Origin of the sequence: Myxococcus sp. CA040A (assembly GCF_013336725.1) — a bacterium.
GTDB classification, from domain to species: Bacteria; Myxococcota; Myxococcia; order Myxococcales; family Myxococcaceae; genus Myxococcus; species Myxococcus llanfairpwllgwyngyllgogerychwyrndrobwllllantysiliogogogochensis.
This window is the reverse complement of record NZ_JABUMR010000005.1, coordinates 56,052-81,054: the sequence shown is the minus strand read 5'-3', so window position 1 is coordinate 81,054 and position 25,003 is coordinate 56,052. Positions and strand designations below refer to the sequence as shown.

20 protein-coding genes are annotated in these 25,003 nt (G+C 69.2%); 8 read left to right on the top strand and 12 right to left on the bottom strand.

What is annotated here, in order from left to right; translation table 11 throughout:
• Positions 1 to 494: 494 nt before the first annotated feature.
• The 4 genes from HUA75_RS22200 to HUA75_RS22185 all read right to left on the bottom strand — a co-directional run bounded on the left by HUA75_RS22200 (position 495) and on the right by HUA75_RS22185 (position 5,285).
• Entirely contained in the window at positions 495 to 1,382 is an 888-nt protein-coding gene (locus tag HUA75_RS22200; RefSeq protein WP_174487532.1) for a tetratricopeptide repeat protein, read from the bottom strand.
• 4 nt (positions 1,383 to 1,386) lie between these two features.
• Entirely contained in the window at positions 1,387 to 2,856 is a 1,470-nt protein-coding gene (locus tag HUA75_RS22195) for a serine/threonine-protein kinase (protein ID WP_217446227.1), read from the bottom strand.
• Between the two features lie 22 nt (positions 2,857 to 2,878).
• Complete coding sequence (locus HUA75_RS22190) at positions 2,879 to 4,219, bottom strand: sigma 54-interacting transcriptional regulator (RefSeq protein WP_174487530.1); 1,341 nt, start codon at positions 4,217 to 4,219, stop codon at positions 2,879 to 2,881.
• A 61-nt stretch (positions 4,220 to 4,280) separates the two neighbouring features.
• On the bottom strand, positions 4,281 to 5,285 hold the full coding sequence (locus HUA75_RS22185) for a serine/threonine-protein kinase (protein ID WP_174487529.1): 1,005 nt from the start codon (positions 5,283 to 5,285) through the stop codon (positions 4,281 to 4,283).
• Between the two features lie 237 nt (positions 5,286 to 5,522).
• Here HUA75_RS22185 and HUA75_RS22180 point away from each other — a divergent pair, with 237 nt between their 5' ends.
• On the top strand, positions 5,523 to 5,918 hold the full coding sequence (locus HUA75_RS22180) for a heme-binding protein (protein WP_174487528.1): 396 nt from the start codon (positions 5,523 to 5,525) through the stop codon (positions 5,916 to 5,918).
• Here HUA75_RS22180 and HUA75_RS22175 read toward each other — a convergent pair.
• Complete coding sequence (locus tag HUA75_RS22175) at positions 5,915 to 7,744, bottom strand: retropepsin-like aspartic protease (protein WP_174487527.1); 1,830 nt, start codon at positions 7,742 to 7,744, stop codon at positions 5,915 to 5,917. The two genes, HUA75_RS22180 and HUA75_RS22175, sit on opposite strands and share 4 nt — an antisense overlap.
• Entirely contained in the window at positions 7,741 to 8,574 is an 834-nt protein-coding gene (locus HUA75_RS22170; RefSeq protein WP_141640312.1) for a TrmB family transcriptional regulator, read from the bottom strand. Before HUA75_RS22170 ends, HUA75_RS22175 begins: the two co-directional genes overlap by 4 nt.
• Positions 8,575 to 8,753: 179 nt before the next feature.
• Here HUA75_RS22170 and HUA75_RS22165 point away from each other — a divergent pair, with 179 nt between their 5' ends.
• Entirely contained in the window at positions 8,754 to 9,695 is a 942-nt protein-coding gene (locus HUA75_RS22165) for a DUF808 domain-containing protein (RefSeq protein WP_141640311.1), read from the top strand.
• Between the two features lie 111 nt (positions 9,696 to 9,806).
• Here HUA75_RS22165 and HUA75_RS22160 read toward each other — a convergent pair whose 3' ends face one another.
• Positions 9,807 to 10,157: a DUF1801 domain-containing protein gene (locus HUA75_RS22160; protein ID WP_174487526.1), complete on the bottom strand. Its 351-nt coding sequence runs from the start codon at positions 10,155 to 10,157 to the stop codon at positions 9,807 to 9,809.
• A 31-nt stretch (positions 10,158 to 10,188) separates the two neighbouring features.
• Between HUA75_RS22160 and HUA75_RS22155 the strand changes: the two genes are divergently transcribed.
• Both HUA75_RS22155 and HUA75_RS22150 read left to right on the top strand, forming a co-directional pair.
• Positions 10,189 to 10,383: a hypothetical protein gene (locus tag HUA75_RS22155; protein ID WP_174487525.1), complete on the top strand. Its 195-nt coding sequence runs from the start codon at positions 10,189 to 10,191 to the stop codon at positions 10,381 to 10,383.
• Positions 10,384 to 10,673: 290 nt separating this feature from the next.
• Positions 10,674 to 11,741, top strand: a complete 1,068-nt coding sequence (locus tag HUA75_RS22150) for a hypothetical protein (RefSeq protein WP_254627703.1) — start codon at positions 10,674 to 10,676, stop codon at positions 11,739 to 11,741.
• Positions 11,742 to 11,759: 18 nt separating this feature from the next.
• Here the strand turns inward: HUA75_RS22150 and HUA75_RS22145 are convergent, their stop codons facing one another.
• Complete coding sequence (locus HUA75_RS22145; RefSeq protein WP_174487524.1) at positions 11,760 to 12,683, bottom strand: LysR family transcriptional regulator; 924 nt, start codon at positions 12,681 to 12,683, stop codon at positions 11,760 to 11,762.
• Between the two features lie 132 nt (positions 12,684 to 12,815).
• Here HUA75_RS22145 and HUA75_RS22140 point away from each other — a divergent pair, with 132 nt between their 5' ends.
• Together HUA75_RS22140 and HUA75_RS22135 are read left to right on the top strand one after the other, a co-directional pair.
• The gene (locus tag HUA75_RS22140; RefSeq protein WP_174487523.1) at positions 12,816 to 13,829 is read left to right on the top strand and encodes an MBL fold metallo-hydrolase; all 1,014 of its coding nucleotides are present in this window, start codon (positions 12,816 to 12,818) and stop codon (positions 13,827 to 13,829) included.
• Positions 13,830 to 14,178: 349 nt separating this feature from the next.
• Positions 14,179 to 16,242, top strand: coding sequence for a hypothetical protein (locus tag HUA75_RS22135; protein WP_174487522.1), 2,064 nt, complete (start codon positions 14,179 to 14,181; stop codon positions 16,240 to 16,242).
• A gap of 132 nt (positions 16,243 to 16,374) precedes the next feature.
• On the opposite strand, the gene HUA75_RS22130 is transcribed toward HUA75_RS22135, so the two are convergent.
• Entirely contained in the window at positions 16,375 to 17,154 is a 780-nt protein-coding gene (locus HUA75_RS22130; protein WP_174456280.1) for an acyl-CoA desaturase, read from the bottom strand.
• 85 nt (positions 17,155 to 17,239) lie between these two features.
• Between HUA75_RS22130 and HUA75_RS22125 the strand changes: the two genes are divergently transcribed.
• On the top strand, positions 17,240 to 17,878 hold the full coding sequence (locus HUA75_RS22125; protein ID WP_174463896.1) for a TetR/AcrR family transcriptional regulator: 639 nt from the start codon (positions 17,240 to 17,242) through the stop codon (positions 17,876 to 17,878).
• 57 nt (positions 17,879 to 17,935) lie between these two features.
• Here HUA75_RS22125 and HUA75_RS22120 read toward each other — a convergent pair whose 3' ends face one another.
• The 3 genes from HUA75_RS22120 to HUA75_RS22110 form a co-directional block, all read right to left on the bottom strand.
• Positions 17,936 to 18,913 carry an aminotransferase class I/II-fold pyridoxal phosphate-dependent enzyme gene (locus HUA75_RS22120; protein WP_174487521.1) on the bottom strand — a complete coding sequence of 326 codons (978 nt, stop codon included), beginning with the start codon at positions 18,911 to 18,913 and terminating at the stop codon, positions 17,936 to 17,938.
• Positions 18,910 to 20,193 carry a radical SAM protein gene (locus tag HUA75_RS22115; RefSeq protein ID WP_174487520.1) on the bottom strand — a complete coding sequence of 428 codons (1,284 nt, stop codon included), beginning with the start codon at positions 20,191 to 20,193 and terminating at the stop codon, positions 18,910 to 18,912. The genes HUA75_RS22120 and HUA75_RS22115 overlap by 4 nt, the downstream gene beginning before the upstream one ends.
• Positions 20,194 to 20,269: 76 nt before the next feature.
• A complete protein-coding gene (locus HUA75_RS22110; protein WP_174487519.1) occupies positions 20,270 to 22,729 on the bottom strand; it encodes an ABC transporter permease in 2,460 nt (819 codons plus the stop codon).
• A 353-nt stretch (positions 22,730 to 23,082) separates the two neighbouring features.
• Here HUA75_RS22110 and HUA75_RS22105 point away from each other — a divergent pair, with 353 nt between their 5' ends.
• Entirely contained in the window at positions 23,083 to 24,933 is a 1,851-nt protein-coding gene (locus HUA75_RS22105; RefSeq protein ID WP_174487518.1) for an invertase recombinase-like protein, read from the top strand.
• The last annotated feature ends 70 nt before the right edge of the window (positions 24,934 to 25,003 follow it).

Below are 25,003 nucleotides of genomic sequence, written 5' to 3'. Positions count from 1 at the left end.
CGGTGTTGGCACACGAGCCTCCCGCGGTCACTTGGGGCTCGAATGCCTGGCATCCCTCCAGCAACGTTCCCTGCGCGAATGCCTCAAGGTTCCGCTTCCCCTCGTCGTTACGCAGCCCCTCGGGGTTCACCTCCCCACAAGACCTCGTCCGAAGGGCTCGCACGCAGGCGCCAAACTTCTCGGGCCGGAACACCTGTCGCCCCGCCGCCACGCTCGCCTCGACCGACCCGCACACGAAGGTCGGGCCCAACATCCGCTCAAAGTCCGCCACGGACCCGCCGAGGCACTCGCTCGCGTGGACCGCGATGCTCTGTATCGCCGCGAGGCAGGACTCCCCGAGCATCTGCGCTGTCCGCGCGCCCTCCACGCACACTGCCTCTGCCCCGCAGTGCTGCGATTCGAGGCAGTGGAGGTCGTCCTGACACGGCACCGGCGTGAGCGTCACGGAGCAGCCCAGCCACAACACACCCAGCAGCATCCAGGTCGCGCGCATGTCAGAAGCTCCCTTCGATGAAGAAGAGGGTGACGCTCGTGGCCGCAGCCACGCCCGCCACGCCATAGAGGATGTTCGCTGTCCGTGACTTGCCTTGCGCCGAGTCTCGCAGCCGCCGGACGTCGGCCCCGTCGTGCGGACGGGTGGTCAGCTCCCGGGCATCGGCGCGCGCGATGCTCCCGAGCAGCACCGCCCCCACCGTCGCGGCCCCCGTGGCTCCAGCGGCCACCCAGGTCCAGGTCCGCCCTCGCGAAGGAGCTTCCTCCGTGACGACGGGCGCGATGGCTGGCACGGGGTCGGCGGCCATCACCGGCGTCGGCGCGAGAACCAGTCGCAGCTGGATGGGCTCGCCCGCGCGCACCTCCAGGCCCCGCTTCAGGGACAGGTGGTCCGGCAGGGTCAGCTCCAGCTCATGAGCGCCCACCTCCACCGGCTCGCTCCAGGGGGTCTGCCCGCGGGCCTGACCATCCAGGAGCACCTGCGCGCCCGAAGGCTCGCTGTCCACTGTCACCCGAGGCCGCCGCGCCGCCTCGAGCCGGGTCTCCAGGTTGGTGATGCGGTTCTGGACGCCCTCGCGGTCCTTCGCCTTGGGCACCAGCCGCAGGTACTCGCGATAGGAGGTCAGCGCCTTGTCCAGCTCACCGAGCTTCTCGTAGCACTGACCCAGATTGTAGAGGACCACGCCGTTGGGCACCCGGCGATACGCCTGCTCGAAGGCGGTCGCTGCCTCGGCGTAGCGGGCCTGGTCATAGAGGCGGGTTCCTCGCTCGAAGGCGCGACGCGCCTCGGTCCGAGCGGCGGCATTGGCTGCGACCGCCGTCGTGCCCGTGAAGGTCAGCACCAGCGCGAGGAGGAGGGGAGACGTGGCTCTAGGGGGACGGATCATCATCGTCTCAAAAGGGGTTGGGCTTGAGCTCCCGCACCTTCTTCAGCTCGGAGGCGGGCGGTTTCGGGACACGCGGCGCGGGCAGCTTCGTCAACGTCACTTCCACCCGCCCGCTCGGCGGCAGGTATTCCACGGAGGCCGGAGCATGCCCCGCGAGCGAGAGAACCCACGGTCCTCCGTCATCCGAACGGTCCAGCTCCAGCGGCGTCGTCCCGAGGACCTGGCCCCCCGCGCTCACCGTGGCACCCGGGGGCTCGGAGACGATGGACACACGAAGCCGGGGCGCTGGAGTCGGAGCCGGAGCCCGCACGGGGGCTGGGGGCGCGGCCACCTGGGCTGTCACCGGAGGCTCGCGTTGAGCGAACAATCCGGCCACGACGACGAGCAAGGTCAGCACGCCACCCGCCACCCCCCACCGCACGCCTCGCTTCGAGGGCGAGGTGCGAGGAGGCGTCACCTCCGGGCTCACGAGGACCCGTGCCGACCTGGCGATGGGAGTGGGGGAGGGCGTCGTGGCCCGTGCCGTCGCCAACCCAAGCATGTGTCCCGAGGCGAGCGCCTCCAGCTCCTCACGAAAGCGCGCCATGGACGGACGCGCATGGGGCTCCTTGGCGAGCGCCCGCAGCACCAGCGCATCCAGTTCGGCGGGCAGGCCCAGGTCCGGGCGCCGCTGGCCGGGGGGCTCCACCGTCCCTTCCAGATGCTGGAGCATGGTGGCGAAGGAGTTCTCCCCATGGAAGGGCGGCGTGCCGGTGAGCAGCTTGTACGTGAGCGCACCCACGGCGTAGACGTCCGCGTTCGCGTCCACCGCGCCGCCCGACACCTGCTCGGGCGCCATGTAGTCCGCGGTGCCGAGGATGGCGCCCGTCTGCGTGAGCTTCTCACCCTCCGGGTGGTTCATCTTGGAGATGCCGAAGTCCACCACCTTGACGAAGTCCGGCCTCCCCCCGCGCGACACCAGCATCACGTTCTGCGACTTCACATCGCGGTGGATGATTCCGCGCGCATGCGCCGCCTCCAGCGCCCTGCACACCTGCACGAGAATAGGAACGGCCCGCGCCAGCGGCAGGACGCGCTCACGCCGCAGCAGCGTGCCCAGGCTCTGGCCGTCCAACAACTCCATCACGTAGAACAGCTCGCCGTGGGCGGTGCGCCCCAGGTCCGTCACGTCGACGATGTGCTCGTGGCCAATCTGGCTGGCGGCAATGGCTTCCAACTCGAAGCGACGACAGAAGGTCGCATCGCGCGACAGCTCACCCCGCAGCACCTTCACCGCCACGCGCTTGCCCAGCCCCATGTGCTCGGCCAGGTAGACCACTCCCATGGCCCCTTCGCCCAGGAGGGACAGGAGCCGGTAGCGCCCCTCGAGCACCATGGGCAGCAATGCCTCGCCATCCTGGGCGCAGTAGACGACTCCCTCTCCATACTCGCTCTGGCACCTCGAGCACCGCGGCATCGTGGGGCGAGAGGTTAGCACGCGGACATTCCAGGCATGTGCCTCAGCGCACCGCGTGTTTGCGCAAGAGCTTGATGACGTGGGCCCGGTCCACCTCGGCTTCGCGCGCCATCTGACTCACATTGCCGCCCGCGGAGTTCAAACGCTGGCGCAGGTAGGTCTCCTCGAAGTGGTCCAGCCAGGCTTCCTTTGCATCCTTGTACGAAAGATCCACACGCACCGAGGGAAGGCTCGGCATGGAGCCCGGCGTGGGAGTGCCCTGGACGAACGCCGCGTCCAGCGCTCCGGACATGGCCACGCTGCGCTCCACGAAGTTTCGCAGCTCGCGCACATTGCCTCGCCACGGAAGCGACATGAGCTGGCGCAGCGTCTCCGCGCCAGGGGGCGTGTAGGGGCGCGGCGGCAGCCCGAGCGAGCGGAAGGTCTCCTCCCACAGATGTCGGAGCAGCAGCGAGAGGTCCTCCAGGTGGGCCCGCAGCGGGGGCACGCTCACCATGCCCACCGCGAGGCGGAAGTAGAGGTCCTCCCGGAACTCCCCCCGGTTGACTCCCGCGCGCAGGTCCCGATGGGTGGCGGCCACGAAGCGCACGTCCACGGGCCGGAAGGCATCCGCGCCCACGCGCTTGACCTGTCGGCGCTCCAGGGCGCGCAGCAGACGGGGCTGCACCGCCAGGGGGAGCTCGCCAATCTCGTCGAGGAAGAGCGTCCCTCCATGGGCGGCCTCGAAGGCCCCTCGCCGCTCGTGGGTGGCTCCAGTGAAGGAGCCCTTCTCATGGCCGAACAGCTCGCTCTCCACCAGCTCCGGCGGAATGGAGCCGCAGTCCACCACCACGAAGGGGCCGGAGGCGCGGGGGCTGCGCTGATGGAGCGCCTCCGCCACGAGCTCCTTTCCCGTGCCGCTCTCCCCTTCGATGAGCACGGTGGCATCCGTGACGGCCAGCCGCGCGAGCCGCGCGAACAAGGCCCGCATCACCGCGCCCTCGCCGACCAGCTTGCCAAAGTGTGGCTCGGGGTGGAGCGGCACCACGTCCTGCTCGGCCACCCACGTGAAGCGCACCGTGGTGTTGCCGAAGGCCAGCGTGGAGCCATCCACCACATAGGCGTCCGTCACCCGGACGTGGTCCACCCGCGTGCCATTGGTGCTCTCCAGGTCGCGCAGCCGGTAGCCCCCGTGCTTCCTCTCAAGCTCGGCGTGGAACCGGGACACGGTGGGGTCGCTCAGCACCAAAGCGTTTCCGGGCGCGCTGCCGATGGTGAGCCTCTCCGAGGAAGAGGACACCTCGATGTTCGTGTCCGGGCCCGTGGAGACCTGGAGTCGCACTCGCCGGACAGACAGCCCACCTGGCGTGTCCTGAAGGGAGATGACCTCGGTATGCTCTGACATGCTCGCGCTCATCCCCTCGTCATGGCGCGGAGCCTGTCCGACGCCCGATGGACCCGCCGCTTCATGAATCGTCCTCGCGCAGCTCGAGCAGGGCCGCCGAGAACGGACCGCGGTTTCCGGCCCCCCGAGAGGCTGCGGGCGCCGTGCCCTCCGAGGTGAGCGTGTCCGCCACCACCTCCGCCACGCGCCAGGGCTGCTCGCTCTCCCCCGTGCCGTCCACGGCCGCCAGCGCCCGCGCCATCTCTCCCGCGGTGGCATAGCGCTCCGAGGGGTGACGTCGCAGGGCTCGAAGCAGCACGTCCGCCAGGGCGGGGCCGGCCGTGCGCCGCAGGTCCTCGGTGGGCGCCAGCCGCGCGTCGCGCACGGCGAGCAGCAGCTGCGCGTCATTGGTGGCGGAGAACGGACCCTGGCCCACCACCGCCTCGTAGAGGAGCACCGCGAGCGAGAAGAGGTCCGCGCGGCCATCCAGCGGCCCTCCCTGGACCTGCTCGGGGGACATGTAGCGGAGCCTGCCTCGCGTGCTGCCCGGCGCGGTGTGCGAGGGCGTCCGCAGGCCCTTGGCGACACCGAAGTCCGTCAGCTTCACATCCCCGGTGCGGCCGAGCAGCACGTTGGCCGGGCTGATGTCCCGATGGACGATGCCGAGCAGCTCGCCCCGCGCGTCTCGCAAGCCATGCACGTGCTCCAACGCATGCAGCAGGCTCAGTCCCACATAGCGCACCAGCGGCGGCGGCAACGTGCGCCTCGCGCCCAGGACGCGCCCCAGGTCCACGCCATCCACGTACTCCAGCACCAGGTATGGGCTGTCCTGCTCCACGCCGAAGTCCAGCGCGGAGACGACATGGGCGTGCCCGAAGGTGGCCATGAGCCGGGCCTCCTGGGCGAACATCTGCCGGTAGGTCTCCTGCGCGGCGAGCCTCGGCAACATGCGCTTGATGACCACGGGCTTCTCGAAGCCCTCGGCCCCGGGGAGCACCGCGAGGAACAGCTCCGCCATCCCTCCACTCGCCAGCCGCGAGCGCAGCCGGTACCGGCCGAGCATCCCCAACTCAGTCGCGAGCGTCATGGCACCGGACCTGCCTTTGAACGCGGGCGCCGGCGGTCCGGGAGGCTCGTCCCACACATGTCCCGTTGCTCTCCAGGCTTTGCCACGCCCGCAGCATACCCGGGGGATTCGCGGACTCCCACTTTCGTCGCCTGGTGGAACAACTTCCGTCCACCCTCATTGCGTCCAGAACACTCCCACGAGCGCGCGCGAGCGCGGCCTTGTCTTCCATTGGAGACGGGGGCACAGGAGTTCCCCATGGTCCGTCTGGAAGACGCTCGTCGCATCATCGCCGCAGCCGAGAAGAAGGCCCAGGAGCTGGGTCAACCCATGAACATCGCCGTCGCCGACGAAGGCGGCAATCTGGTCGCGCATGTGCGCATGGATGGGGCGTGGCTGGGCAGCGTGGACATCTCCATCAAGAAGGCCTTCACCTCGCGGGCCTTCGACATCACCACGCAGGAGCTGGCGAAGCACTCCCAGCCGGGGGGGCCGTTCTATGGCATCCACGCGTCCAACGACGGCAAGGTGATGATTTTCGCGGGCGGTGTCCCGCTGAAGAAGAACGGCAAGGTCGTGGGCGCCGTCGGCGTCAGCGGTGGCTCCGGCGACCAGGACCATTCCGTCGCCACCGCGGGCGCGTCCGCCTTCTAGAAATAGTCGCCCAGGGTGAGCTTGCGCTTGCCGCCGTCCTTCATCGTGAGCACCACCGTCTGGCCCGCGGCGCGATACCTCCAGCGCGACAGCTGCGTGCTGGAGTAGTCGGGCCCGATGGCCTGTCCATCGATGGCGACAATCTCCTCGCCGGGCTTCCAGCCCGCGGCCGCGGCGGGGCTCCCGGGGGCGACCAGCTTCACCACGAGCCGACCCTCCGAGGGGAGGGCAATCAATCCGGACCGGTCCTTGCGGAACGGCTGCCGCAGCGCGCGGGCGTCGGGGACCAGCATGAGCGTGTCGGTCGAATAGTCCGTAATCATCCGGAAGCGTCCGAGGACGTCGAGCCCCACGTTGCCCATGACCCGGTCCGAGGCGGACATGCTCTTGCCCGCGTCGTCGAACACCGTGGGCACGTTCTTCAGGGTGACGCCCGCGAACTGGATGTGCTTCAGCGTCGCCACGTCTCGCTCCCGCATGCCGCCCACCGCGCCGGACAGCGTCTTGGAGCTGCGCCGTCCCGTGAGCAGCCCCGCCTGCTGCCAGTATGAGGGGAAGAGCGAGAGCGCCCCTCCATTGCCCACGTCGAACAGCACCTCGATGGCGGGCCGGTCCTCGATGGAGAGCTGGACCGCGCGCTGCCCGCCCGCGGACTCGACCAGGGGGATGCGCACCGCTCGCGGCGGAGCCTTGAAGCTTCGCGGCTCGTGGAAGGCGACGCGCCGGTTGGGGAAGTCCACGTCCACGACGAGCTGGTTGAAGGCCTCCTTGCCCAGGATGACGGGCAGCGAGTGACCGAGATGCCGCGCGACCTCCGCCAGGTCGATGACGGCGACGGTCAGCCCCGTCAGTCGCAGGTTGCCCACGGTGATGTCCACGCCGCCGGCGAACTGGGCCTGCGCCTGTCCGCCGCTGCCGACCGCCGCGAGCTGCCCCTGCGTCTTCAGCCCCAGCTCGCGGGCATACGCCGTGTCGACCACCGTCATCTCCGCGCCGCTGTCCAGCAGCACCTGCGTCGCACGGCCGTTCACCTGGGCCGGAATGTAGACGCGGTTCTCGTTGAAGAACTCGAAGGGGATGAAGCCCGTGCTGTGTCGGCCGCTCGCGAAGGTCGCCTTGCGGACGTCCTCGGGCCGTTCGAGGACGGCGGGCGGAATGGGCACGTTCAGCTCCAGCGTCTCCACCACCGTCCGCGAGTCGGAGTCCGGGTTGTCGGTGAGCTCCTCCTCCAGGAAGGGCATGCGCACGCCCTGCACCTGCCGCCAGTCTCCCAGCCGCACGAAGCGGGTGACGTTGTCCTCGCGGATGAGCACGCCGTGGAGGGCTCCGTCGGCGTCATGGAGGAACAGGTCATAGAGGTCTTCGTCGCCGAACGTGACGCGCACCACCTTCCAGGTGCGGCCGTCGCGCTGCGCGTCGGGTTGCAGGGCGATTTTCGCCCCGGCACCGCCCCGCAGCGCCGTTCCGAAGTCGAGCGCCACCCGGTGCAGCGCATCGCGCGCGTCGGTGGGCGACGCGTCTTCGACCTGGCCGCTGGTGTTCACCTTCCAGCCGCCCTTGGGGGTGACGGCCATCGCTTCGCGCACCACGCCATAATCCGCGTTCATGCGGACGCGTCCGTCCCGATGTCTCCAGGACTCCATCGGGCCCTGGAGCCCGCCCGTCGCCGTCTTCCCCTGGGCGTGGATGCTCTCCAGTCGCGTGAAGGCGTCCCCGCCACGCCAGGCGAGGTGCATGTCGACGAGCGACCGCAGCGCGTCCGCCCTGGATGCGACGGGAGTGAGCACGAGGGTCAGGGCCATCAGGCCCGGGAGGAGGAATCTCATGGAGTGTCTCCGCGCTTGGAAGTGGAAGAGGTCTGGCCCACGAGCTGGCGCAGGCCGGGTGGGCTCGAGGCGATGAGGGAGAAGGACCGCGCCAGCCGTGCGCGCGCGGACTGGGGCGCGTTCAGCCGGACCTCCGCGGACAGCCCGCTGTGCTGCAGGCAGGAGAGATAGCCGCTGTCGCTCCAGATGGCCTGCTTGACGCCGGTGCCATCCGGGGTGAGCAGCGCCACCAGGAACTCGCGGGCATCGACCACGAGCGTGAGCTGCGCGCCCGGCCAGCGCTCCCGCACGAAGTCCGCCTCGGACGAGCGCACGCAGTCGAAGGGCACCTTGGGAGTCTCGTCGTAGACGAGCCCCGCGATGGCCACGCGCCGGGAGCTCGCTTCGGTGAGCGCCTGGGTGAGGGATGCGAAGGGGGGAGGGAAGAGGTCGAAGAGCAGCCGCTCGGTGGCGCCGGCAATCATCGTCCGTGCGCGCTCCATCACCTGCGCGGTGCTCTTGAGGTGATAGATGCGGTCGTCCTGCACCGGGGCGTGGAGCTTGCGCAGCGCGTTCGCGGCCTCGCGGCTGCGCGTCTCGAAGCCCCGCTGGAGCGCCGCGAGCACCTCGTCCGGAGGCACGGGCCGGAAGGAGCGGGGCTCACCCTCCTCGACGAGCACGGCCCCCTTGTGTTCGAGCGAAGCGAGCGCCTGGTAGATGCTCGGCGGCGCCTTCCCCAGCGCCTGCGCGAGCCGGTACCCGGTGGCGGGCGCTCCCTTGAGCAGCTCGCAATACACCCGCGCCTCGACCTCGGTGAACCCAAGGGCCACGAGCCCTTCATCCGCGTTCATGGACGCTGTTATTACTCGCGAATAATAATAGTCAAGCCGAAGTGCCGTGAACCGGTGCCCCGACCTCCGGAGGGCTCCATGGGGCAGGCGACCGTCCGAGGCCGTGCCCCGAGCGCCGCCCTGTGCTAATCCGCGCTGACCGCACAGCGACTTTTCACCCTCCAGCCCGAAAGAACTCCATGGCAGGCAGCAGTCTGATTGCGCTCATCGACGATATCGCGACCATCCTGGATGACGTCTCCATCCTGACGAAGGTGGCGGCGAAGAAGACGGCGGGTGTGCTCGGAGACGACCTGGCGCTCAACGCTCAGCAGGTGACGGGCGTGAACGCGGACCGCGAGCTGCCGGTGGTGTGGGCGGTGGCGAAGGGCTCGCTGGTCAACAAGGCCATTCTGGTCCCCGCGGCGCTGGCCATCAGCGCGCTGGCGCCCTGGCTGGTGACCCCCCTGCTGATGGTGGGCGGCGCCTTCCTCTGCTTCGAGGGCTTCGAGAAGCTCGCGCACAAGTTCCTCCACAGCGAGGAGGAGGACACCGCGCACCGCGCCGAGCTGCGCGAGGCACTGGTGAACCCGAGCGTGGACCTGGTGGCGCTGGAGAAGGACAAGATCAAGGGCGCGGTGCGCACCGACTTCATCCTCTCCGCGGAAATCATCGCCATCACGCTGGGCACCGTGGCGACGGTGAGCTTCGCCACCCGCGTCTCGGTCCTGGTGGGCATCGCCCTCATCATGACCGTGGGCGTGTACGGGCTCGTGGCGGGCATCGTGAAGCTGGACGACGCGGGGCTGTATCTCAGCCGCCAGTCCGGGGCCTTCCAGCGCAGCCTGGGCGCGGGCATCCTCCGCGCCGCGCCGTGGTTGATGAAGTTCCTCTCCGTGGCGGGGACGGCGGCCATGTTCCTGGTGGGCGGCGGCATCCTCGTGCACGGCGTCTCCCTCCTGCACCACGCGGAGACATCCTTCACCGATTGGGTCACCACCGTGCCGGGTGTGGGCCGCCTCCTGGGGGGGCTCGCCCCCATGCTGCTCAATGCCGCGGTGGGTCTGGGCGCCGGAGCCGTGCTGGTCCTGCTCGTCGTCCTGGGCAAGAAGGTGATGAAGGGGAAGGCCGCGAAGAAGTAGCGCGGAGCGAGCGCGGGACCCCCGCCTCGATTCCTCCCTCCTGGCCAGCGCCTCTTGAAGGTGCCCAGGAGGGAGCTGTCGAGGCGACTGGATGGACCGTCATTCCAGCGCTCAGCGCTTCAGCGGGTCGCCGTGCTTCTGGTTGAGCGCCAAGGCCTCGTGCACCAGCGCCGCGAGCGAAGCCGGGAGCCGCTGGCCCGACTGGATTCTCACGTACCGCATCCCGTCGCTGTCACCCTCCAGGATGCCGTCCGCATCGCGCATCTGCCCGCCACGCCAGAACCCGAGGGTGACATGCGCCTTGGCCGCCTTCACCAGCGCGAAGGGGCCCGCATGGTCCCACACGGGGTGTCCCCACTTGATGTAGGCCGAGGCGCCGGGCGCCTCCTTCGCGATGAGCGCCGCGAGCGGGCGCACGAGGTCCTGCTGCCAGCCCTCCATCCTGGCGACAAAGGCGTCCACCGCCGACCCCTGCGCGGATGACGTTTGGGGGGTGACCTGCGCCGGCGCGAGCTTCGGTACGGGGCGCTCGGGCCTGTCCTTCGACGAGGACTTCCTCGCCGAGGGGGCCTTCTTCGGGGGCGCGACCTTCTTGGGCGCTTTGTCCTTCTTCGACGTGGAGGTCTTCATCGCCGCCTTTCGGGGCGAGGACTTCTTCGCGGTAGCCATCGGGTGGGTGCTCCCCTGATTGGGTTCGGTTCGCTGCTTCACCCTGGCGACGAATGACCCACTGGGAGATCGACACACCCCTGCTTTTTCTTGTCGGCTCCTCGAAGCGCGTGGAGGTCCCGAGCCACCCTGACGCGCGTCGCCGTGGCGGGTTCGAGGGCACTGCGAAGTGGCGGTGGCACCCGCGTAAGGGACGCGCCACGACGGCCTTGTCCGGAAAGGACAGGCCCGGGCTCGCGTCCTCAGAGGGAGCCGGGCCGTGCACCAGTCTTGCACTGGCAGCGCGGCTCACAAGTGAAGGAGGTTCTCATGCGATGGACGCGCACGTTGTCCCTGGGTGTGCTGGTGATGCTGGGTGGCTGTACCGAGAGCAAGGTGGATGCGGACCAGGATATCGCCCTGAGTGGGCGATACATCGACGAGGCCGGCGCACCCCTCCCGGAAGCGCTGCTGAAGCTCTACCGCAGCGAGAACTCCTCGTGCGCGTTCGCGGGCTTCACGTCGAGCTGGAAGTCGGTGAAGACCCGGGCTGATGGCACCTTCGAACTCGACCTGCTGGGCGCGGACACCCGCAACGGGAGCATCGCGCGCTGCTTCGTCGCCCGCTCGCCCGAGCACTCCCAGGGAAGGAGCCTCTCGGCCTTCTTCCTCATCCAGCAGTCAGGGGTGGCGCTGCCCACCCTCCAGGAGTGGACCGGCACGCTGACGGCCAACGTGGAGACTCAGGGAGTGGGCGTGGGCTTCCGGCCCCTGTCCGCCACCCACGGTGCGGGGGATGACGACCACGTGCTCTCCGTTCACACCACCTCCCTCAGGGCTGCCTGGCAGGTGCTCGAGGTCACCTCTCCGGTCCACCTGAGCGACTACGTCCTCGAGGACGTACAAGGACTCAAGGCCTCCGTCAGCGTCGAGCGCGAGGCGAATGCGGGGGGCGTGACGGTCGGCCTCTCCTACTCCAGCAACTTCGTGGCGCTGCCTCGCCGCGCGCTCGTCCCGGTGAGCCGTGGCGCGGCGTGTACCTACCTGAACGCGGAGACGCCCTGCCGCGTCACCAACGGCGACCTCAGCGGGCTCGTGCTCTTCCAGCAGGGAGTCCGGGAAGTCGCCGTGCAGCTCTCGCGGCCCGTGGTGCCGCGCAAGGCCGTGCTGCGCAACTTCGAGGTGTCCGGCACCATGACCGAGCTGGTGCTGGAGGGCAGCACCGACGGCACCCAGTGGCTGCCCCTGGCCAACCTGCTCGGCGGCGCTGGCGTGCGGCTCTTCATGGAAGTGGACCTCACGGGCACGACGCAGGTGTCGCACGTCCGCGTGCGAGCCACCCCGAGAGATACGACGGGAGAGCTTCGCTCGCTGGGGCAGCTCTCCGTCTTCGAGTAGCGACGCGCCTGTGGGCGGCTACCCGTCATGGCGCCACAGGTCCGGCCGGCTCGCGAACAGCTCCATCGTCCATTCGATGAAGACCCGCGAGCCGGCGCCCCGCTGGCGTGCGGGTGGGTAGACCAGGAACAGGGGCCGGGCCTCGGGCCGCCAATCCTCCAGCACCTGCACCAGCTCACCGGTGGCGATGTACGGCTCCACCACGAAGCGGGGCGCGAACATGACACCCAGGCCGGCCAGTCCGGCGGCCAGGTACGCGTTGGTTTCGTTGAGCGTGAGCAGGCTGCGGCCCTGGACCTCCAGTCGCTCCCCGTCGCGGAGGAAGACGAAGGGGAGCTCCTTGCCACTCAGCGACGAGAAGTAGCTGACCACCGCGTGTGTCGGGCCCGCCAGCTCTCGCGGGTGGCCTGGCGCACCGTGACGCTCCACATACCTGGGGGACGCGCACAGCCAATAGCAGAGGTCCCCCAGGTGTCGCGCCACCAGGGACTCATCCTTCACGCCCCCTCCGCGAATGGCGCAGTCGACATTGTCCGCGAGCAGGTCCACGACGCGGTCGCTCACCCCCAGCTCGATGTGCATCTGCGGGTAGCGCGCGTAGAACGAAGGCAGCGCGGGGACGAGCAGCAGCCGGGAAATGGTTCCACTCGACTCCACGCGCAGACGTCCCCGGGGGCCGCGCCGTGACTGGGACAGCGTGGCTTCGAGCTCCCGCACCTCCCCGAGCAGGCGCAAGGCCTGGTGGTAGTAGGTCATGCCCTCCGGCGTGACAGTCACGCGGCGCGTGGTGCGGTGCAGCAGCTTCACGCGCAACTGCGCCTCCAGTTGCTGGATGAGCCGGGTCACCGCTGTCTTCGGGCGGCCCAGCGCGTCCGCCGCCTTGGTAAAGGTGCCGCTCTCCACCACGCGGACGAAGGCCTCCATCGCCGTGAACCTGTCCATCTTCCACCTCCGCTGACGGCATATCGCGTTCAGCCCGGGGGCCGCGGGGCTCCTGATTGTTTCTGGGGTGAAACAGTGTGTGTGACGCGCGCCCGTTTATCCGAGGCGAGGTCGGGCGCTACTTCGTCACCCATGACAAGACCTCTTCCTCGCGGTGTCTTTCTCGCTGTCTCACGCGCCCTGACCTTGCTGGTGATGGCCACGGCTTCACTGCTTCCGGCCGCTGCCCACGCGGCCGCGCCCCAGGTGCGAACGCAGGCACCTGGCTTCTACCGGATGATGCTCGGAGACTTCGAGGTCACCGCGCTGTCCGACGGAACCGTCCCCCAGACGGTGCGCGACGTGGCGACGCACACGACGCCGGAGCAGGTGAAGGACCTGCTCGCGCGCGACCACCTCGAGGACCCCGTCGAGCTGTCCATCAACGCGTTCCTCATCAACACCGGCACGGCGCTGGTGCTCGTGGATACGGGCGTGGGTGGCTTCTTCGGCCCCGGCGTGGGAGGCCAACTCCAGCAGAGCCTCCAGGCCGCGGGCTACCAGCCCGAGCAGATTGACGTGGTGCTGCTCACGCACATCCATTCCGACCACTCCGGTGGCCTCATGTCTGGCACGCGCCGGGCGTTCCCCAACGCCATCCTCCAGGTCCACGCGCGCGAAGCGGACTTCTGGCTGGGGCGTGAGAAGGCGCGGGGACAGGTGGACCCGAAGTACTTCGAGGAGGCGCGGGCGATGGTGGAGCCCTACCGGGTCGCGGGGAAGCTGAAGACGTTCGGAGGCGGGGACTCCATCGTCCCGGGCATCCGGGTCATGCCCACCGCGGGACACACGCCGGGGCACAGCAGCTACATCATCGAGAGCCGGAGGCAGCGGCTGGTCCTGTTTGGCGACCTGATGCACTTCGGCTCGGTGCAACTGCGCGAGCCGTCGGTGACGGTCGCCTACGACGTGGATGACCGTGCGGCCGCGGCCCAGCGAGCGCGCACATTCGCTGAGGCGGCGCAGCGCGGCGACCTGCTCGGCCTTTCGCACATGCCCTTCCCTGGACTGGGCCGCCTGGGCGCGGAGGGGAGGAGCTACCGGTGGATTCCGGCCAATTACAGCTCAGGCCAGCGGTGGCCGGAAGCGAAGGTCCTCGCGGAGTGATTCGCTCCCGGCTCTGTTCACTGGTGTGCAGGTTGTCTGGGGAGGGGACACCTCCGCGGGCCGTGGCGACCGGGTTCCGGACAAGTCCAGGGGGCCACTATTGACGTTGTGCCAATAGCGGCCCATCATCCCTCTCACGAATCGCTCTCATGGCCTGTCACCGCAGCCGGTCGTCGGTTGCCGCGCAGGCCGCCACTGTCGAACTCCACCCTCCGGAGGCGCGCAACGGCTGCACGTTGACCATGGCCTGGCGGACGAACTCCGAGCTGCGCTCGACGATTCTCCTCCCCGCGGACGTCCGCCCCCGCCGACCGGGAAGTGGGAACACGCAGCGAAGGAGGAGGGACCCATGAGCGCAGTCAGGAAGGCGTTCGCAGCGCGCGGCACCGCTGTTCCATTCATTCGAGTGTTGCTGGCCATGGGGACACTGGCGATGCCCGGTGTCTCCGTCGCCAGTGATTTGCTGGGCAGCAGCCGAGGCGGCTCGGCGCAGTGGGATTTCTGTTACGGCAAGCCGGACGGTGCCGTCCTACCGGTGGACCCACGAACCCTGGTGCAGCCCGGCATCAGCAACGGCCGGGCGGTGCACTTCAATGCCTTCTGGAAGAACTGTCATGTCAATCCAGAGGCGGTGCAGGAGGAGGGCGCGGCCAGGACTTGCGGCGAGCTGCGTGGACGCTTCAGTCGCGGGGAGGGGCTGCTGACGAACGGCCATCCGGGCGTGGGCGCGCTGTTCACCGGCACCGACGCCACGCGCCCCGAGGCGGGCTTCGGCATCGCCACCTTCTCCGCGGCGCAGTACAACGAGCTGTGGCGTGTCTGGGGCTTTCCATTTCGTCCCGACAACTTCGATGCCTTGGTGGCCCAGCGCTACGGGTCGGGGTTGAGCACCGAGCGCAATCCCTATCCGCTGCCCTTGCAGCTGCCCAATCGCACCAACGGCGGCAGCGGCCAACTGCCGCAGATGCTCACGCAGCTGCGCAACCCGGATGGGAGCTGGAGCGGACGCATGGGCGTCACCTGTCACGCCTGCCACAGCGGCGTGGTGGGCACTCCCTCGGACGGCCCGGGCCTTGGGGTGTTGATGGGTGGCGGCAGCAGCCTGGCGGACCTGGACCTGTTCCTGAGCGACCTCTTGCCCCTGGGGTATCCGGCGTCGCTGGCCACGTTCCTGAACCTCAACCGCACCCGGGGCACCAACAACGCCAGCGACATCAACCTCGCCTTCCTGTTCCCGGATGAGGAACCGCTGACGCCCTCGGAGGTGATTGGCCTCATCAACTCCGGCTCGACCGCCGGAATGGATACGCCCGCCTGGTGGAACATGGGGCACCGGCCGGTGAAGTTCATCGACGGCGTGTTCCCGATGGATGCACCCCGCGTGGACATGGTGTTCTACACACCGTTCCTCGGACTGTTCGGCGGCATCGGCGGGCCGGTGAGCGAAGCGGGGCAGGACTGGATGCGCGCCAACGGCCCGGCGCTCAACACCTGGGTGGAGTCGCTCAAGTCACCGCCCTATCCGCTGCCCGTCAACACGTCGTTGGCCGAGCAGGGCGCGGTGCTGTTCCACACCCTCGACATGTGGGCTCCGGGGCGCAACAACGCCGTGCCACGGCCTCAAGGCAATGGCTCCTGTGCGAGCTGCCATGGGGCCTACTCGCCCCGTTACGTCAATGACCCGGCGTTCCTGGCGACCCCCGCGTTGGCGGGCATGGCGAGCTACATCGCGCCGCTGCGCATCATCGGCACGGACCCGGTCCGGGTGAACACCAACAACGCCGCGGTGCAGTCCGCTGGTGCCAAGAACTTCTTCGGCTATCCGCAGACGGCCGGCACCGCGCAGGACTGCGGCCCGCAGAACCAGCCCCACCTTCGTGGAGACCGCGAGCACGGCTATCTCGCGCCACCGCTCTACGGGGTCTGGGCCACCGCGCCGTACTTCCACAACGGCTCGGTTCCCAATGTATGGGAGGTGCTCAAGCCCGCTGACCGCAAGCCCATCTGGCGCCGCGTCTCCGCCCCACCGCGCTGGGACCAGCCGCTCGTCATCATGGGCTTCGACACCAGTCTGCAGCGCGCCTACGACTCCACCCGGCTCGGTTGGAAGTACGACAGCATCGCCTGCCAGTGGCGCACGCCCTGGAATCCGGCGGTATCGCCGTACATCAACTGCGACCCGGGTGACGAGTTCCGCACGCCCCTCGCGCAGGAAATCATGGCCGTGCTCTTCAGCAACCTGAGCGCTTCATGGAACATCCTCTTCCCACCGACGCGCACACGGCAGCAGCTCGAGGACCGGAAAATCTACAACACCCACGCGTTCGGCCAGGACAACGGCGGACATGAGTTCAACGCCGTCCTCACGGACCCGGAGCGTCTGGCGCTCATCGAGTACCTCAAGACGCTGTAGCCCCGGAGTCGTCATCGGGCCGCCTGCTTCGACGACCTCGACTTCCGCCGAGGCCCGTCCCGGTGGGGCGCGCAGGTCGCTCTCCAACGGCCCGTGCTCGTCGTGTTGGCGAGCACGGGCGGGGCAGGGCGATTACGCCCGTGCCCGCGCCGTGTCGAGCTGCTCGGGCCTGGGAATGAGATAGGCGCGGTCGATGGTCAGCAGCCCCAGCCGCTCGAGCGCGAGGCAGGCCACGAAGCCCAGGTCCACCTCGTGGCGGTGGTGCGAGAAGGACGCCGAGCCCGGGTAGGCGTGGTGGTTGTTCTGGAAGCCCTCGCCCAGGATGAGCCAGGCGGCCAGGTGGTTGTTGCGCGAGTTGTCCCGGGTGTCGAAGTTGCGCCCGCCCACCGCATGCCCCAGCGCGTTGACGATGCCGCCCTGCACCGGGTGGCTCATCATCCCGAGGAAGTACGCCGCGCCCAGCACCCAGCCCACGCTCAGCGCCAGCGCCAGTCCCACGCCCGCGTGCAGCGCATAGGGCAGCCACCAGAGGTTCTTGCGGTTGAGGGCGTTGAGCGGGAAGTCGAGGTCCTTCGCGTACTTCGTGTACTCGGGCTTCTCTCGCATGAGCCCCACGATGATGCGCTTGTAGTTGCGCAGCTGCTCGTTCGCGATGCCCAGCAGCCCCACATTCACGGGGGAGTGCGGGTCGAGCGGCGTGTCCGAGTGCTCGTGGTGCAGCCGGTGCATCACCACCCACGCCTTCGGGTCCAGCCCGGTGAACCAGTTGCCGCCCACCACGAGCAGGCGCCGCAGCGCCGGGTGCAGCCGCACCGCCTTGTGCGCGAGCGCGCGGTGATAGCCCACGGAGATGGTGAGGATGTTGAGCAGGTAGGCGCCAGTGAAGACGAGGCCGCAGAGGATGAGGTACACGGAGGTCTCCTGAAAACCGGCAGGTAGCCTACTCACCGGTAAGTTACGTTGAAGTAACCTACGCTCGGGTAGCCCAGAGGTCAAGGTGGCCAAGAAACAGCGTTTGACGGGCCCGCAGCGGCGCGCCCAGTTGCTGGAGGTGGGCCGCGAGCTCTTCGCCTCGCGCGGCTACGAGGCGACGTCCATCGAGGAGGTGGCGGCGAAGGCCGGCGTCTCAAAGCCCATCGTCTACGAGCACTTCGGGGCGAAGGAGGGCCTCTACGCGGCCATCGTGGAGCGGGAGATGGACGGGCTGGTGCAGGGCATGTCGGACGCCATCGCCCAGGGCAGTGCCCGCGAGCGCTTCGAGGCCGCGGTGCTGGTCTTCCTCACCTACGCGAAGGAGGAGCCGGCGGGCTTCGCCGTCCTCACGCGCGACTCGCCCACGTCCAGCGCCCGGCGCGGCCTCACGCGCGTCATCGACGACCTGGCGCAGCGGGTGGGAGACATCTTCCAGGCGGAGTTCAGCCGAGCGGGCTTCAACCCCAAGGTCGCCCCGGTGTACGCCAACGCGCTCGTCGGCATGGTGACGCAGGTGGGGGTGTGGTGGGCGGCGGAGGGCCGTCCCATCCCCCTGGAGCACGTGGTGCGGCACGTGTCGGCGCTGGGCTGGATGGGCCTGCGGCACCTGCCGCGCGACCCCTCGGCCAGTGGCCTCCGGACCAAGGGCAAGGCCAAGGGCTGAGTGCGCCGCGTCGCGCGGGTTTCCGTCTGGCGATTTCGCGGGGAGTCGCCCGCCCGCTCAGGACGCCGAAGGGCTCACGGCGGAGGGCAGGCTCGAAAGAATGGTCACCTGCGCGGGGCCGCCGAAGACCGAGGCGGGCACTCCGAGGACCCCTTGCTCCAGGAGTTCATCGAAGGAGCACTGGGACGTGGCGAAGTAGCCCACGCACGGTGAGGCCCGGAGTTCGGGCCGGGTGGCGGTGAACGCGTCCAGGGCGCGGGCTCGCTCGGCCAGCAGCGCGCCGACCTGGCGAGGACGGGACGCGTGCTCCGTGAGGGCCGCGTAGCCGATGCGCAGCTTCTGTTCGTCTTTCGGCAGCGGCGCGAAGACGGCGCGCGCGTCCTGCCGCCATCGCGAAGGCGTGATGCACAACCCCACGTGGTCGGGGATGAGCCAGCTCTTCGAGAGCGAGACGAGGACGAACGCGAGTTCCTCTCGCAGCAGCCGGAGTGTCCACGGGGTGGGAGGGGTCGCGTACGCGGAGTCGATGATGAGCACCCGCTTTCCCGGCTCGGCGCGGACCCAGCGCTCCACGCGCTCGGCCTCTTCGCTCCGTGGGGTTCGTCCCCAGGGCTTGAGCGGCTCGCAGAGGAGCAGCGCGTCGCAGGCCTCGAGCTCGGGCAGCCCCTCCCGCGCGGCGAATGGAACGACCTCGACGCCGGCTTCCCCGGCGAGCTGGAGGTAGACCGGATACACGTCGGCGGGAACCGCGACGCGGGCGTTGCGTGACGCGAGCCAGCCGAACAGCGCTCGCAGGGAGCGGCGCACGCCGTGACTGACCTGGGTCCTGGACTTGAGTTCCGCGTCGAGTTCGAGGTGCGCGAGAAAGCGTTCGGCGAGGTGACACCGATACGGAGCCTCGGGATGCGTCGACGGAGCGATGGCGGCGAAGGTCGGCGCGAGGCTGCGATAGACGTTGAGCTCCGCCAGGTCGACGAGCTCGGGGCGCTGGCCACGCCACGCGTCAGCCAGGGAGAGAAAGGCGTCGTGTTTCATCGGCGCAGCTCCGAGGCCGGGTCTTCCAGCGAGGCCAGGCAGGTTCCATCGCTCATGAGGTTCCACGAGCGCACCAACCGATGTGTTCGCTCCCAACCGACCGAAGGCTCCGTGTAGGCCGCGACGCGCAGCACGCGCCCTGCGACCTCTCCCTCGAACACCGGGCTGCCCCACGGCAGTTCGGTGACCTTCGTGAAGCCCCACACGTCCATCGCGCGGAGCACCACTTCGAGCGGCACCTGGTTCGCCTCGCAGTAGCGATTCACGGCGCTTGGCGCCCATGCGTTCTCGGAGAGGCTGGAGACATAGAGCTCCTTGAAGCAGACCTCGTGGAACCCTTCGAGCGCGCTGCGCTCCAGGTACGCGTGGACCTGGGCCACGTCATCGACTCCTCCGCGCTGAAGCACGCAGATGGCCCGGCTGCGGAGGCCAAAGGCCCGCGCGAGCGCACCCGAGTCGACGGACAGGCCCATGATGCGCGCGTCGTCCTCGCGGGTGACGCCGTGACGGCTGACGGCCAGCGTGGTGAGTCCCTCGTCACGCAGGGTGTGCAGTTGCTCGGCGTCGAGCCGCGCGCCATTGGTGATCAACAGCGTCTTCGGAAATCGCTCGGCGAGGCCATGGACCAGCGAACGCAACTGGCCAGGCGCCAGCAGGGTCGGCTCGCCGCCGCCGGTGATGACGGCGCGCTCCGCCCCGCGTGCGCGCGCGAGGTCCGCCCAGTGCAGTTGCTCTTCAAGCGAGACACTCCGCTGCCGCGCGAGGTCCGAGACACTGGCCTTCGAGAAGCAGAACGCACATTTCGCCTGGCAGGCCTTCGCCACGGGCAGCACCGAGAAGGAGCGAGGCCGACAGTCGGCCCAGGGCGCGAGCCCCGTGTCTTCGAGCAGGAAGGCCTGCGCGGTGACCTCCTCATGCAGCGTGGGCCGCAGCGCACCGGCGTCGTCGACCCAGGCCACTCCGCTCAGGGGCACTTCGGGGGCGGGCCAGCGCCAGCCGATTCCCGTGCCCGTGGTGTCATTGGGGCGCATCGCTGGCGCCCCCGACGTCGGCAGCCGCGCGCGCAACGCGACGACGCGGTCCTTCGCGCGACCGAGCTTCGCCACCAGCCGCCGAGCCTTCTCGAGCCCGGGGGCCCAGGGCTCGTCTTCCTTCAACATGTAGAACGCGTCGGGGAAGGTCGACTCAGCGATGGACGCCTTCGAGTACCGCATTCGGTAGCGATCAAATCCGCGCAGCCAGTTCGACAGCGGAATGAAGGCGACGAAGGCGGTGTCCATGGTGGCTGCACTCTCGCAGCACCATAGGCTTCGTGTCAATTGTACACTTATGCGCGAGGGGCCCGTGGGGCGCGGTTCAGGCCTCCGAGCGCAGCGCCGTCATCGGGTCCACCCGCGAGGCTCGCCGGGCCGGCAACCAGCTTGCGAGCAGCGCCACGCCGAGCAGGAGGAGCGCCACCGCGGCGAAGACGAGCGGGTCGGTGGTGCTCACTCCGTAGACGAGCCCCGCGAGCACCTGACTGAGCCCGATGGCGCCCAGCACGCCGAGCGCCACGCCCAGCCCCGAGAGCAGCGCCGCCTGCCGGAGCACCAGCTTCAGTACGTCCCCCGCCGTCGCTCCCAGGGCGAAGCGGATGCCGAACTCCTGGGTGCGCTGCGCCACCGCATAGGACACGACGGCCGCGAGCCCCGCGACAGAGAGCAGCAGCGCCACGACACCGAAGGCCCCCAGCAGCAGGAGGCTGAAGCGCCTGGGCGCGAGTGAGTCCGTGAGCAGGCTCTCCACGGTGTGCAGGCGCGAGGGCAGCTCGGGGGCGAGCTCACGCAGCACCGGCCGGACCGCGGTGACGAGGGCCGCGGAGCCCACCGGGCCGTACACGGCGAGGTGGAAGCGGGAGGAGGCGCGCGCCCGTTGGCGGGAGCAGCCATAGAACATGGGCTTCGGCGCCTCATCCAACCCCCGCTCGCGCACGTCCGCCACCACGCCGACGATGGTGAAGGGACGCAGGTCGCCGTCCATGTTGCCGAACTGGATGGTCTTGCCCAGCGGGTCTTCTTGGGGCCAGCGGGCCTTCGCGAGCGACTCGCTGATGACGGCGACATGAGGCGTCTCGGCGGTGTCGCGTGCATCGAAGTGGCGCCCGCGCACGAGCGGAATGTCGAGCGCATGGAAGTAGCCCTCGCTCGCCACGCGGTACTCGGCGGAGCCCGTGCGCTCGCGCTCATGCGCCAGCCGCCCGAAGTCCTCGATGCTCTTCACCTCGTCGGGACGGTTGAGCACGAGGAAGGTGCCGTAGCCCGAGGGGCTCCCCTCGAGCGGGAAGTTGCTCACGGCGCCCACCGCGCGCACTCCGGGCAGTGCGCCCAGCCGCGCGAGGAGTTGCTCCTGCAGTTGAAGGTTGCGCCGCCACCCCGCCTCGTCCTCGACGGGAGGGAGCACGAGGCTGAGCACCGCGACGTCCTCGGTGCGATATCCCGGGTCCAGCGAGAGCAGGCGCATCAGGCTGCGCCCGAGCAGCGCCGCGCCCAGCAGCAGCACCAGTGCGAGCGCGAGCTGTCCGACCACGAGGGCACGGCGCGTGCGCTCCGCTCCGACTCCTCCGGCCTGGGTGCGCCCCGCCTGCACCAGCGTGGCCCAGGGGTTCTGGCGCGCCGCGCGCAACGCCGTCACCAGCCCGAGCCCCAGTGCGAGGAGCAGCGAGAGCCCGAGCGCGAAGAGGAGCGCGGTGGCGTTCACCTCCACCTCGTCCACGCGTGGCAGGCGGCCCGGCTCGAACGCGAGCAGTGCGCGCACGCTCCATGCTGCGAGCAGGGTGCCCAGCGCACCGCCGGCCAGCGACAGCAGCAGCGACTCGGTGAGGAACCGCCGCGCCAACGCGCCGGGCCCGGCGCCCAGCGCCACTCGGACGGCGAGCTCGCGCCTGTGGGTCGCCGCGCGGGCCAGCAGCAGGTTGGTGACGTTGGCTCCCGCCACCAGCAACAGGAAGGCCGCGGCGCCCAGCAGCACGTAGAGCGTGGACTGGGCACTCCCCACCAGGCTCTCGTGCAGGGGCACCATGGCGATGTCTTGCATCGAGATTTCCCGGCCGTACCGCGCCTCGAGCTCCCGTGCGATGCCCGTGAGCTCCGCTTGCGCGGCTTGGGGGTTGACGCCCTCCGCCAGCCGTCCCACCACCCACCAGTTGTGCGCGGTCCTGCTGGGCAGGGGCGCCTTCAACTCGCGCGGAATCCACAGCTGTGTGCCCACCGGGTAGTCGAAGGACTTGGGCATCACACCCACCACGGTATAGGCGCGCCCCTCGAAGGTGAGGGTGTCCGACAGCGGCAGCGGCCGTGCGCCCAGGTGCCGCTTCCAGAAGGTCTGGCTCACGACCACCACCGGGGCGCCTCCCTGCTGCTGCTCATCCTCGGCGAACAGGCGGCCCTGTACGGGCTGCACCGCGAAGGCGCGGAAGAAGTCGCGCGAGGCGAGCGCCATCATGGCGAAGGTCGGCTCGTCCGTGCCGGTGACGGCGACGCTCGCCGCTCCCGATACCTGGGCCAGCGCCGAGACGGTGCGGCTCTGTGTCCGCACATCCTCGAAGTTGGGGTCCGAGAACGGAATCGAGCGGCCGACGGCCGTCCGCTGCGACAGGTGCACGAGGCGCTCGGGGCTTGGATAGGGCAGGGGGCGCAGCAGCACCCCCTCCACCACGCTGAAGAGCGCGGTGCTCGCTCCGATGCCTACCGCCAGCATCAGGACGCAACTGAGCGTGAAACCGGGGCTCCGGCGCAGCGAGCGCAGTGCCTGACGCAATCCAACAAAGAAGGTGTCCACGCGGGAGGCTACGTCCTGGCCGCCGAACGATTGCCGCACGGGGTGGGGGAGACTGAAACCCGGCCGCTGCGTCAATCAGGCCTCGGGTCGAGGGCGTCGCCAATTCCCGCCAGGCTTGTCCTTGAGCTGATTCCAGATGGGAACGAGCGGCTCGGAACCGCATGGGGGAGCGGTTGGCGCGGGCTTGCTCCGTTGCGCCGCGCTGGGTCCGAGGCCAGCAGCACCGACCGTCCTGGCGAATCCTCCCGAGTTGTGAACCCTCCCCGGTGCGGTCCTCTTGTGACCCCGGCGCCACCCGCGCTACTTGAAAATTGTGGTACGAGAGGAACTTTGCTGGGACCCGGAGGCTTGCTTTGACGTTGTTTCGAGGGTGTCTGACCGCGTTGCTGGTCTTGGTTGTTTCCTGTGGTGATTCAGAGCCTGGGGTGATTCCCGATGCGGGGGAGACCCGGACTGACGCGGGAAATGGGACGCCGGACGCGGGTGGTGGGACGCCCGACGCGGGTGATGGGACTCCGGATGCGGGCGAGGTGACGCCGGACGCGGGCGGAGACATTCCGGACGCAGGCGGAGAGCTTCCGGACGCGGGTGAGGTGACGCCGGACGCGGGCGGAGAGCTTCCGGACGCGGGCGAGGTGACGCCGGATGCGGGCGGAGAGCTTCCGGACGCGGGCGAGGTGACGCCGGACGCGGGCGGAGAGCTTCCCGACGCGGGCGAGGTGACGCCGGACGCGGGCGGAGAGCTTCCGGACGCAGGCGGTGAGCTCCCCGATGCTGGAGGTGAGACGCCGGACGCGGGTGGTGAGCTCCCCGATGCGGGTGGTGGGACGCCTGACGCGGGTGGTGGGACTCCGGACGCCGGTGAGCCTCCCGTCGTGAGCGTCATCGGCAACTGGGGCTTCGAGGTGTGGCCCGATGCGCTTCCGGCGCAGTGGTTCGGCAGCAAGTCGAATATCGATTCCGGCGCCGTGCAGAAGGTGACGACGAATGCCTTCGAAGGAGTGAACGCGGTCCGGCTGACCAACGCCTCTTCCACGCATCGGCGGTTCACGACGCTGGCGAAGTCGATGCCCGCCGGTCGCTACTCCTGCACCTTCCAGGCGCGGGGCACCGGTGATGTCCGGAATGCCTTCTTCGACGACGACTACTCCTCGTACTCGTCCTACACCTCCGTCGACACCACGGCGTGGACCCAGGTGACGTACAACTTCAACCTGGCGAGCGACGTCTTCGACACGTTCGAACTCATCTTCAGCGTTCGGAATACGAGCGGAGAGAACCTGCTCCTCGACGATGTGCGCTGCATGCGGGCGGCCGAACCGTGTGACGTGGTCAGCTGCGAGTCCTGGGAGCGGTGCGTGAATGCCTCCGCGACCTGCGAGCCGCTCTCGGGTCGCTGCAACATCGGCGGGGACTGCGCCGCGTGGGAGGCCTGTGATGGCACCAACACGTGCGTGGTCGCCGAGGACCGCTGCGTCCGCCACGCCGATTGCGCGGAGACTCCGCAGACGCCGGTCTGCGAAACCAGCACGCACCTCTGCGTCGCCGGAGACCCTTGCGCTGGAGTCGTGTGCAGCAGCCCGGCGACCACCTGCAATCCCACGACGGGCGTGTGTGAGCTGGCCGAAGGCGCCTGCTTCACGACCCTCGACTGCGTCGGCGCCCTGCCGGCTTGTGACCCGGCGACCCGCAGCTGCGTCCCAGCGGAGCACCCCGCGAACATCGTCCGCAACGGTGGCTTCGAGTCCTGGAACATCTATTCCATCCCCTACCAGGGGAACCATCTCATCCCTGACTACTGGTACGGCATCGACAACGGCGTCGCGGACCCGGGCACGGAGATCAAGCCCACGCGTCTCGTGCGCTACCTCAACGCGGTGCACGGCGGTTCGACGGCGCTGCAGTTCGTCGTCCCCATCCAGGTCGCCGAGCGCTTCTCCACGGAGAAGTTCAACGTCCCGAGCGGCAACTACTCCTGCTCGTACCGGGTGCGAGGCCACGGCAGCATCCGTCATCGAATCTACTCGAGTGGAGGCTGGAGCCCGCAGACGGACTTCCTCGTCGTCGACAGTGATGAGTGGCAGCCGGTGTTCTTCCGCTTCACCGGCAACGTGCGCGACTGGCGCCTGTTCCTCTATCCGAGCCGGAGTGAAGCCGACCGCGACCACCTCCAGGTCGACGACGTCGTCTGTACGAAGGACTAGCGCCGCTGTCGCATGAAGGGTCGAGCGCCGGCCGGGGTGGATGAACCCGACAGCGCTCGACCCTTTCTCG